The sequence below is a fragment of the uncultured Allobosea sp. genome (assembly GCF_945956895.1).
GTDB lineage: Bacteria > Pseudomonadota > Alphaproteobacteria > Rhizobiales > Beijerinckiaceae > Allobosea.
In genome coordinates this window covers 1-8,219 of sequence record NZ_CAMFJF010000089.1, presented here as the reverse complement: position 1 = coordinate 8,219, position 8,219 = coordinate 1, and the positions used below count along the sequence as shown (strand labels likewise).

Annotated in this window: 8 protein-coding genes and 1 tRNA gene; 4 read left to right on the top strand and 5 right to left on the bottom strand. The window is 66.9% G+C overall.

Annotation, left to right across the window (positions count from 1 at the left end):
• Window positions 1-3: 3 nt before the first annotated feature.
• Window positions 4-79, bottom strand: a tRNA-Ala gene (locus tag Q0Q02_RS21715).
• A 119-nt stretch (window positions 80-198) separates the two neighbouring features.
• On the opposite strand from Q0Q02_RS21715, the gene Q0Q02_RS21710 reads away from it, so the two are divergent.
• Together Q0Q02_RS21710 and Q0Q02_RS21705 are read left to right on the top strand one after the other, a co-directional pair.
• Window positions 199-489 (top strand): YggT family protein, encoded by a 291-nt coding sequence (locus Q0Q02_RS21710; protein ID WP_293812641.1) that lies wholly within the window; start codon window positions 199-201, stop codon window positions 487-489.
• 110 nt (window positions 490-599) lie between these two features.
• A complete protein-coding gene (locus Q0Q02_RS21705) occupies window positions 600-2,195 on the top strand; it encodes a gamma-glutamyltransferase (protein ID WP_293812639.1) in 1,596 nt (531 codons plus the stop codon).
• 144 nt (window positions 2,196-2,339) lie between these two features.
• On the opposite strand, the gene Q0Q02_RS21700 is transcribed toward Q0Q02_RS21705, so the two are convergent.
• Complete coding sequence (locus Q0Q02_RS21700; RefSeq protein ID WP_293812637.1) at window positions 2,340-3,923, bottom strand: ABC transporter substrate-binding protein; 1,584 nt, start codon at window positions 3,921-3,923, stop codon at window positions 2,340-2,342.
• A gap of 44 nt (window positions 3,924-3,967) precedes the next feature.
• Complete coding sequence (locus Q0Q02_RS21695) at window positions 3,968-5,461, bottom strand: amidase (protein WP_293812636.1); 1,494 nt, start codon at window positions 5,459-5,461, stop codon at window positions 3,968-3,970.
• Window positions 5,462-5,594: 133 nt separating this feature from the next.
• Between Q0Q02_RS21695 and Q0Q02_RS21690 the strand changes: the two genes are divergently transcribed.
• Both Q0Q02_RS21690 and Q0Q02_RS21685 read left to right on the top strand, forming a co-directional pair.
• Entirely contained in the window at window positions 5,595-5,927 is a 333-nt protein-coding gene (locus tag Q0Q02_RS21690) for a DUF167 family protein (RefSeq protein ID WP_293812634.1), read from the top strand.
• 69 nt (window positions 5,928-5,996) lie between these two features.
• A complete protein-coding gene (locus Q0Q02_RS21685; RefSeq protein WP_293812632.1) occupies window positions 5,997-6,695 on the top strand; it encodes a carbonic anhydrase in 699 nt (232 codons plus the stop codon).
• 150 nt (window positions 6,696-6,845) lie between these two features.
• On the opposite strand, the gene Q0Q02_RS21680 is transcribed toward Q0Q02_RS21685, so the two are convergent.
• Both Q0Q02_RS21680 and Q0Q02_RS21675 read right to left on the bottom strand, forming a co-directional pair.
• Window positions 6,846-7,775, bottom strand: coding sequence for a site-specific tyrosine recombinase XerD (locus Q0Q02_RS21680; RefSeq protein ID WP_293812630.1), 930 nt, complete (start codon window positions 7,773-7,775; stop codon window positions 6,846-6,848).
• A gap of 256 nt (window positions 7,776-8,031) precedes the next feature.
• Window positions 8,032-8,184: a histidine kinase gene (locus Q0Q02_RS21675; protein ID WP_293812643.1), complete on the bottom strand. Its 153-nt coding sequence runs from the start codon at window positions 8,182-8,184 to the stop codon at window positions 8,032-8,034.
• Between the last annotated feature and the right edge of the window lie 35 nt (window positions 8,185-8,219).

Sequence of the window (8,219 nt, the reverse complement as noted above, 5' to 3'; positions counted from 1 at the left end):
GCCTGGTGGAGCTGAGGGGATTCGAACCCCTGACCTCTGCAGTGCGATTGCAGCGCTCTCCCATCTGAGCTACAGCCCCAAGGCGCTGGCCTTCTAGGCTGTGCGTCGCGTGGATGTCAATCACTTCCGCCATCTGATTGTGGCGCGAGCAGGGGATATTCCGCGTCACCTTTCCGGACAGGCCTAAAAGGAAGCCCGATGCGTGCCGTTCTCGACGTGATCATGATCGCGCTGAACCTCTATATCTGGGTGCTCATCGCTTCGGCGGTGCTGAGTTGGCTGATCGCCTTCAACGTCGTCAACACGCGCAACCAGTTCGTCTCGACCATCTGGGATGTGCTCTATCGCGTCACGGAACCCGTGCTGCGCCCGATTCGCGAGCGGCTGCCCAATCTCGGCGGCCTCGACATCTCGCCCATCATCCTGCTGCTGATCATCTACTTCATCCAGAGCGTGATCATGCACTATCTCTACCCCAACGTTTTCTGACCCCTCCTCGACCTGCGCCGGGCGCGACCCGCGATCCGCCACGACGCATTCGACGCCGTGGCCGCCGGTATGCAGTATGACGGCCTCGCAAATCTGTTCGAGGTCGCCGCATGGCCGCTACCGCCACCCCTTATCGCAGCCAGAACTGGGCTCTGACCAAACCTGCCGCGCACGGAAAGCACGGCATCGTCGTCTCGCAAAGCCGTGAAGCGGCGGAAGCCGGAACCGCGATCCTCGAACAGGGCGGCAATGCTGCCGACGCCGCTGTCGCCGCCTGCTTCGCGCTGGCCGCGGTCGAGCCCTGGAACAGCGGGCTCGGCGGCATCGGCTTCGCCGTCGTGCTCAAGGCGGGGGAGAGCCGCGCAAAGGTCGTCGATTTCGGGCCGGTCGCACCGCACCGTGCCGATCCGGCCGACTATCCCCTGACCGGCGAGATGAAGAAGGACCTCTTCACCTGGCCTGAGGTGGTCGACGACCGCAACATCCACGGCCCCCTCTCCTTCGTCACGCCTTCCTCCGTCGCCGGCTATGCCAAGCTCAAGGAGACCTTCGGCTCGAAGCTGCCGCTCGCTGACATCCTCGCGCCGGCCATCGCGCTCGCCAAGCGCGGCCTGCCGGCCGACTGGTACACGACGCTGAAGATCGCCTCCTCGGCCTCGGTCCTGCGCCTCTATGCGGAAAGCGCGCGCATCTACCTGCCGGGCGGCCTGCCGCCGGTACCGCCCTATCAGGGCATTCCGGGCTTCATGAAGCTCGGGAACCTGGGCGACACGATCGAGCGGCTGGCCAAGGCCGGGCTCGACGATTTCTATCGCGGTGATGTCGCCAACGGGCTCGTGGCGGATATCGCCGCGGCGGGTGGCGTGGTCGATGCCAAGGACCTGGCCAACTGCAAGGCCGAGCTGCGTGACGCCCCAACGATCGACTGGCGCGGCAGTCACCTCATCCACACTGCCGGCGGATTGACCGCCGCGCCGACGCTGGAGCGGGTCGTCGCCGGCATGGCGGATGCCCGGATCGATAGCGCCGGCCCCTCAGCCGCCTGGTTCGCGCAGCTCTCGCGCGTGATGCGCAAGGCTTACAGGGAAAGGCTCGACGGCCTCGGCGCCGCCGTCACGGCGAAGGAGCCGGGCGATACCTGCACCACCCATCTCACCGTGGTCGATGGCGAGGGCAATCTCGTCACCGTCACCACCACGCTGCTCTCCTCGATGGGCAGCCGCGTCGTGCTGCCCTCGACCGGCGTGCTGATGAACAACGGCATGATGTGGTTCGATCCGCGGCCCGGCAGCGCCAATGCGATCGCGCCGGGTGCCCGCCCGCTCTGCAACATGTGCCCGGTCGTGGTCACGCCGAAGGATGGCGGCTGGCCGCGCCAGGCGATGGGCTCTTCCGGCGGGCGCCGCATCCTCGCCAGCGTCTACCAGACGCTCGCCTGGCAACTCGATTTCGGCATGGATACCGAGACGACGGCGCATCAGCCGCGCATCGACGTCTCCGGTCCGGATTCGACCAGCGCCGACCTGCGCCTGCCGACCGAAACCCTTGCCGCGCTCGAAGCGGCGGGGCCGACGGCGATCGTCGAGCACAGTGTGCTGCCGATCAACTTCGCATGCCCGAACTTCGTCCGCGTCGACAGGAACGGAGCTGAAGGATCGAGCGACGCCGCCTCGCCCTGGTCGGCGGCCGTGGCGGCGACGCGCTGATCAAACGCGAAACGGCCCGGCTTGCCACCGGGCCGTCATTCTCGGGCGAAGCGAAGCGCAGACCCGAGAATCTCGTGTTGAGCAGGCGCGGAGCCTCCTCCTGCAAGAGATGCTCGGGTCAAGCCCGAGCATGACGTTCCATGATCAGCCTCTTTTGAGGCCCCACGGATACGGCGCCGAACCGGCGAGCATCCCGGTCATGTCCTTGCGATAGGCCGTGCGGCTGACGAACTGGCCGAGCGGGATGGTCGCGACCTCTTCCAGCGCCAATCGGGCCAGCGCCTTGGCGCTCTTCCGCTGGGCGGCCTCGTCGGGCGCATAGAGCCATTCCTCGGCCAGGGCCTCGGCGGCATCGCTCTTCCACCAGCCGAACCAGCCCTTGTCGCCCTGCCCGCGCACCAGCGTCGACATCGCCGGGTTGCCCCAGCTCGTGGCCGAGCCGGTGGTGTGGAAGATGCTCCAGCCGCCCTTCTCGGTCGATTCGCGGCTGCCGCGGCGCTGCACGACCGTGCCCCAGTCGCTCGCCGCCATCTCGACATTCATGCCGAGCTGCTTGAGCAGTTCGAAGGTCACCTCGCCGAGCGGGCCGATATCGGGGAAATCGGTCGGGTTGATGATGACGACCTTCTCGCCATTGTAGCCGGATGCCTTCAGCGCCGCCTTCGCCTTCTCCAGGCTCTGCGGCATCAGGTCGTCCTGCTCGCCGTCATAATAGGGCGTGCCGCGCCACCACAGGCTGCGGCAGGTCTGCCAGAGCGTGGTGTCGTCGCCCTGGGCGGCGCGCATATAGTCTTCCTGCTTCACCGCCATGCGCACGGCAGCCCGCACCTTCGGATTGTTGAACGGCGCCTGCAGGTGGTTGAGGCGGATGATCGCGCCGCGGCCAGCCTTGTCGATGACCTCCTGCTTGATGTCCTTGTTGCTGGCCAGCATCGGCTGGAGGTCGGTGAGCGGACGCTCCCACCAGTCGACCTCACCACGCGTCAGCGCCGCCGCAGCCGTCGCCGGATCGGGCAGGACGTTCCATTCGATCCGCTGGAAATGGGCGAGCTTGCCGCCGGCATTGCGGCTGGGCGGCTCGCTACGCGGCTTGTAGCCCTCGAATTTCTCGTAGACGACCTTGCTGCCCGAGACGTAGCCGGAGGCGATGAACTTGTAGGGCCCCGAACCGATCATCTCGGTGACCTGCGTATTGGCGTCGGTCTTGGCGAGGCGTTCCGGCATGATGACCGGCGGCTGGTCGGATTTTGCCAGGCAGTCCAGCATCATCGGGAAAGGGCGCTTGAGCTTGATCTCCAGGGTGCGCTCGTCCGGCGCACCCCACTCCTCGACCGCGCGGCCGAGCAGCTGGCCGTAGGGGTCGCGCTGCGTCCAGCGCTTGAGGCTCGCCGCACAGTCGACGGCTTTGACCGGCGTGCCGTCGTGGAAGCTCAGGCCGTCACGCAGCTTGATGCGCCAGGTCTTGCCGTCGGCCGAGACCTCGTGGCCTTCCGCCATCTGCGGCTGCGGCTTCAGGTTCTCGTCCGCTCCGTAGAGCATGTCGAAGACATAGTAGCCATGGTTGTTGGTCACGGTCGCAGTGGTCCAGACCGGATCCAGCGAGGACAGGTTGGCCTGCGGCACGAACTTCATCAGCGTTGTGCTGGCCTGCGCCGCAGCCAGCCGCGGCAAAGCCGGGCCGGCCAGGCCGAGCGCGGCCGTCCCCATCAGAAAATCACGACGCTTCATCCGTACTCTCCCCATTATGATTGATTTGAAACGCAAATTTGGGCTCAAGCGAAGCCCATGAAATTCGGGCTCTCGCTGAGCGGGCGCGCCTTGGCGAGCTTGGCGAGGTCCGGCACCGGGCGCGCCGTCAATGGATCGCCCGCGAGCGCGGCTTCAAGCGCCGCCGCCACGGCCAGCACCTTGGCATCGCCGCCGCGCGGCCCGACGATCTGCAGGCCGAACGGCATCCCATTACGGTCGAGCCCGACCGGCAGCGAAATCGCGGGATGGCCGACGATGGTGACGGCATAGGCCGCCGCCAGCCAGTGGAAATAGGTCCGGGTCGGCTTGCCGTCGATCTCGGACGGGAAGAGCTCGGTCCAGGGCCGCGGGCTCAGCGTCACTGCCGGCGAGAGAATGACGTCGTAATCCTCGAAGAAGCGCTGCCAGCGCTGGTAGATCACCGTCTGCTGCTTCATGGCGCGGGTGACGTCGAGCGCTGAATAACGCAAGCCCTCCTCGACATTGGCGCGGACATTCGGCCCGACCATGTCCGGCGTGTCGCGCACCTTGTCGAGATGCGCCGCGAGGAAGTTGCTCGCACGCAGGATCTCGAAGACCTCGTCCGTGCCCTCGCAATCCGGCGTCGCGTCCTCGGCAGACCGGAAGAGATGGCTGAAGGCCTTGGTCTTGTCGAAGAACGTGTCGCGGATCAGGCGCTCGGTCGGCGCGAAACCAAAATCCGGGGTCAGAGCCACCTTGAGCGAGGCGAGATCGATCGCATCGGGGCGGGCGAAATCCTCCGGCCGCCGCACCGTCTTGCCATGGATCGTGGTCGCGAGCGGGTCGGCCTTGTCGTCGGAGACCATGGTCGAGAGCAGCAGGCAGAGGTCCGGCACGTTGCGCGCCATCGGGCCGAGCACCGGCAGCGGCGACCAGCCGAGCTGGCGCTTCTCGCTCGGCACGAGGCCAGGCGTCGGGCGGAAGCCGACGATGCCGTTGAAGGCGGCCGGATTGCGTAGCGAGCCGCCGGTATCGGACCCCGTCGCGAGCGGCACCATGTTCGTCGCCAGCACCACGCCCGAGCCGCCGGAGGAGCCGGCCGCGCTCTTTGAGGGATCGAACGGATTGCCGGTCGCGCCATAGACGGCGTTGCGGGTATTGGCGCCCGCCCCCCATTCCGGGGTGTTGGTCTTGCCGGCGATGATCGCGCCCGCCTTGCGCACCGAGGCGACGATGAGCTGGTCTTCCTTCGGCACGAAATCGCGATAGAGCGCGCTGCCATAGGTGGTGCGCAGGCCGGCCGTGTTCTCGAGGTCCTTGATGCCGATCGGCAGGCCGTGCAGCGGCCCGAGCGCATCGCCACGCACGGTCGCCTCGTCGGCCGCGCCCGCATCCTTGCGTGCCTTGTCGTCGTCGCGCGCGACCATCGCATTCACGGCAGGGTCGATCGCATCCATGCGGCGGATGCAGCTGTCCAGCAGCTCGCGGGCGGAGAGCTTCTTGGCACCGATGAGGGCACGCGCGGCAACGGCGCTGAGGTCGCAGGGTTCGGTCAAGGCAGATGTCTCCGTTGCGCACGGCCCCACGCAAGCGCTATGCCGCGCCGGGCAATCCAAGCAGACTAGGCAACGAGACCGAGATGTCCATGTCCCGGCGGCGCATGGCCGCCCCTTCCCGATGGGAGAGCCGATGACCGATCCCACCGCCCGCCCCTGGAGGATCACGAAAGACGGAATCGCGCTCGATATCCGGCTGACGCCGCGCGGCGGGCGCGATGCCATCGACGGCATCGAGACGCTCGCGGACGGCCGCCTCATCGTAAAGGCGCGCGTCCGCGCCGCGCCGACCGAAGGAGAGGCGAATACAGCCCTGATCCGGCTGTTGGCCCAGGAACTCGGGCTGTCCCGTTCGCAGCTCGCGATCGCCTCCGGAGCCACCGCCCGGTTGAAAACCGTAGCGCTGCGCGGCGAATCCGGCGCCCTCGCCGCCTCGCTCGAAACATGGCTGGGTAAGGGCCGGTAGGCCGGCTGAGCGATACCGCACCGCAACATCGACTTGACGAAGCCGCCGGTTTCCTGTTCGAGAGAGGCCATGGACAAGCCTGCAGAGCCATTCCCGCAGCGCCTGACGGAAGGTTATCGTTCCTTCCTCGACGATCGTTTCATCCGCGAACAGGGCCGTTACGAAGAGCTCGGCGAGCACGGCCAGACGCCGCAGATCATGCTGATCGGCTGCTGCGACTCGCGCGTTTCGCCGGAGGTCATCTTCGATGCGAAGCCGGGTGAGATGTTCGTCGCGCGCAACATCGCCAATCTCGTGCCGCCCTTCCAGCCGGACGACCAGCTCCACGGCACCTCGGCGGCGCTCGAATACGCCATCCAGGCGCTCAAGGTGAAGCATATCGTCGTGCTTGGCCATGGCCGCTGCGGCGGCATCCGCGCCTTCGCCGACGACAGCCAGAAGGCGCTCTCGCCGGGCGACTTCATCGGCAAATGGATCACCCTGATCGGCCCGGCCGCCGAGCGTACCGGCGGACGCGGCCGCAACGAGAACTTCTCGGACTATCTGCACCGGCTGGAGCTGGCCTCGATCCAGCAATCCCTCGCCAATCTGCGCACGTTCCCCTGTGTGCAGATCCTCGAGAGCAAGAGCAGGCTGCACCTGCATGGCGCCTATTTCGCCGTCGCCACCGGCGTGCTGATGATCCTCGACAACGCGACCGGCCAGTTCATCCCCGCCGTCGGCGAGATGCCCAAGCGCGTCCAGCAGATCCGCTGCTCCGAGGCCTGAATTCAGCGCGTCATCCCGTGCGCGCTGCGGCATGAAGTGCCGCTGCGCAGACACGGGACCGTCTCACGGAGAGGGCGCCTTTTCTGCAAACGATCCCGCATCCGCGCCGCAGCACTGCATGCCGCAGCGCGTGCGGGATGACATCCCACCTCACTCTCCATCCGCAAGCGGATGGAGATCGCGCACCATGCTCTTCAATCGCTCGTCGAGGACATGAGTGTAGATTTGTGTCGTCGCGATATCGGCATGGCCCAGCAATTCCTGCACGACCCTGAGATCGGCGCCGTTCTGGAGCAGATGGCTGGCGAAGGCATGGCGCAGGACGTGCGGGCTCAAGCTTGCGGCCGAAAGCCCGGCCGCCCCCGCCAGCGACTTGAGATCCCTGGCGAAGACCTGGCGCGTCAGATGCCCGCTCTCGCCTTCGGAGGGAAAGAGCCAGCGCCCGTCCCCTTGCCCCACCTCTTTCATGGCATCCAGCCAGTCGCGGGCCGCCTGCCGCGCGGCGTCGTTCAACGGTACCAGTCGCTCCTTGTCGCCCTTGCCGCGCACGATCAGGAAGCGTTCGCGCGTCGTCGCGGCCGACAGGGGCAGCGCGATCAATTCGGAAACACGCAGGCCCGTGGCGTAGAGCATCTCGACGAGGCAGCGCATGCGCAGCGCCTTGAGCCGGATGACCTTCGACTGCCCCTCTCGCTCGCAAGCCTCTCGCGCCGCGTCCAGCAGTCGGTCGACATCTCCGACCGTCACTACCTTGGGCAAGGGCCGGCCGAGCCTCGGCCCGGAGATCGCCGCCGAAGGATCGGCGCCCGCCAGCCCCTCCGTATAGAGGAAGCGATGGAACTGGCGTACGGCCGAGAGCCGCCTTGCCGCCGAGGAGGCCTTGAGCCCGCGCGTCGCAAGATCGGCAAGCCAGCCACGGACATCCTCGGCCGTGGCATCGCCCGGCGCCTTGCCGCCGAGGAATTCGAGATAATCCGCGATGTCGCGCTCATAGGCGTCGAGCGTGTTGCGCGCCGCGCCGCGCTCGGCCGCCAGCATGTCGAGGAAGGCGTTCAATCGTTGGCGCGCCAGTCGGCTCATTGAGGGCCTCTAACAAAACTGGGAGAGGTCTCGACGCCGGCAATTCGTCCGCTCCGCCAGGAGCGGGGTGAAGCCGATACCGTTGGTATCGGCAAGCGCCGCGACGCCGCGGGCGGTCGAATTCCCGGCGCCGGAGGTGGGTTTTGGAGGGCCGCCTGCGGCGTCGGATCGACTGGCCGATATCGAAAGATATCGGCTGCGCGCTCCTCCTGGCATGCGGCTCCTCCAAAGCCCATCGAGACCCCTCCCAGTTTTGTTAGAGGCCCTTAGGCTGCAGTTTTGAAGGTGGCACGATCTCGACCATCTCGCGCTGGACCGGCTGGACGAAGGTGACGAGCGCGATCATGCCCCCGAAGATCAGCCCGGCGATGATCGCGATGAAAGCCAGGAAACGGAACAGCGTCGGCACGTCGGGCGGACTCTCGCAATCGCTTGGGGTGCGCG

What these genes read in the sequence shown, in the direction of transcription:
- Q0Q02_RS21710 (WP_293812641.1), top strand. Translation starts at nt 199, where the DNA reads ATGCGTGCCGTTCTCGACGTGATCATGATCGCGCTGAACCTCTATATC.
- Q0Q02_RS21705 (WP_293812639.1), top strand. Translation starts at nt 600, where the DNA reads ATGGCCGCTACCGCCACCCCTTATCGCAGCCAGAACTGGGCTCTGACC.
- Q0Q02_RS21700 (WP_293812637.1), bottom strand. Translation starts at nt 3,923, where the DNA reads ATGAAGCGTCGTGATTTTCTGATGGGGACGGCCGCGCTCGGCCTGGCC.
- Q0Q02_RS21690 (WP_293812634.1), top strand. Translation starts at nt 5,595, where the DNA reads ATGACCGATCCCACCGCCCGCCCCTGGAGGATCACGAAAGACGGAATC.
- Q0Q02_RS21685 (WP_293812632.1), top strand. Translation starts at nt 5,997, where the DNA reads ATGGACAAGCCTGCAGAGCCATTCCCGCAGCGCCTGACGGAAGGTTAT.
- Q0Q02_RS21680 (WP_293812630.1), bottom strand. Translation starts at nt 7,775, where the DNA reads ATGAGCCGACTGGCGCGCCAACGATTGAACGCCTTCCTCGACATGCTG.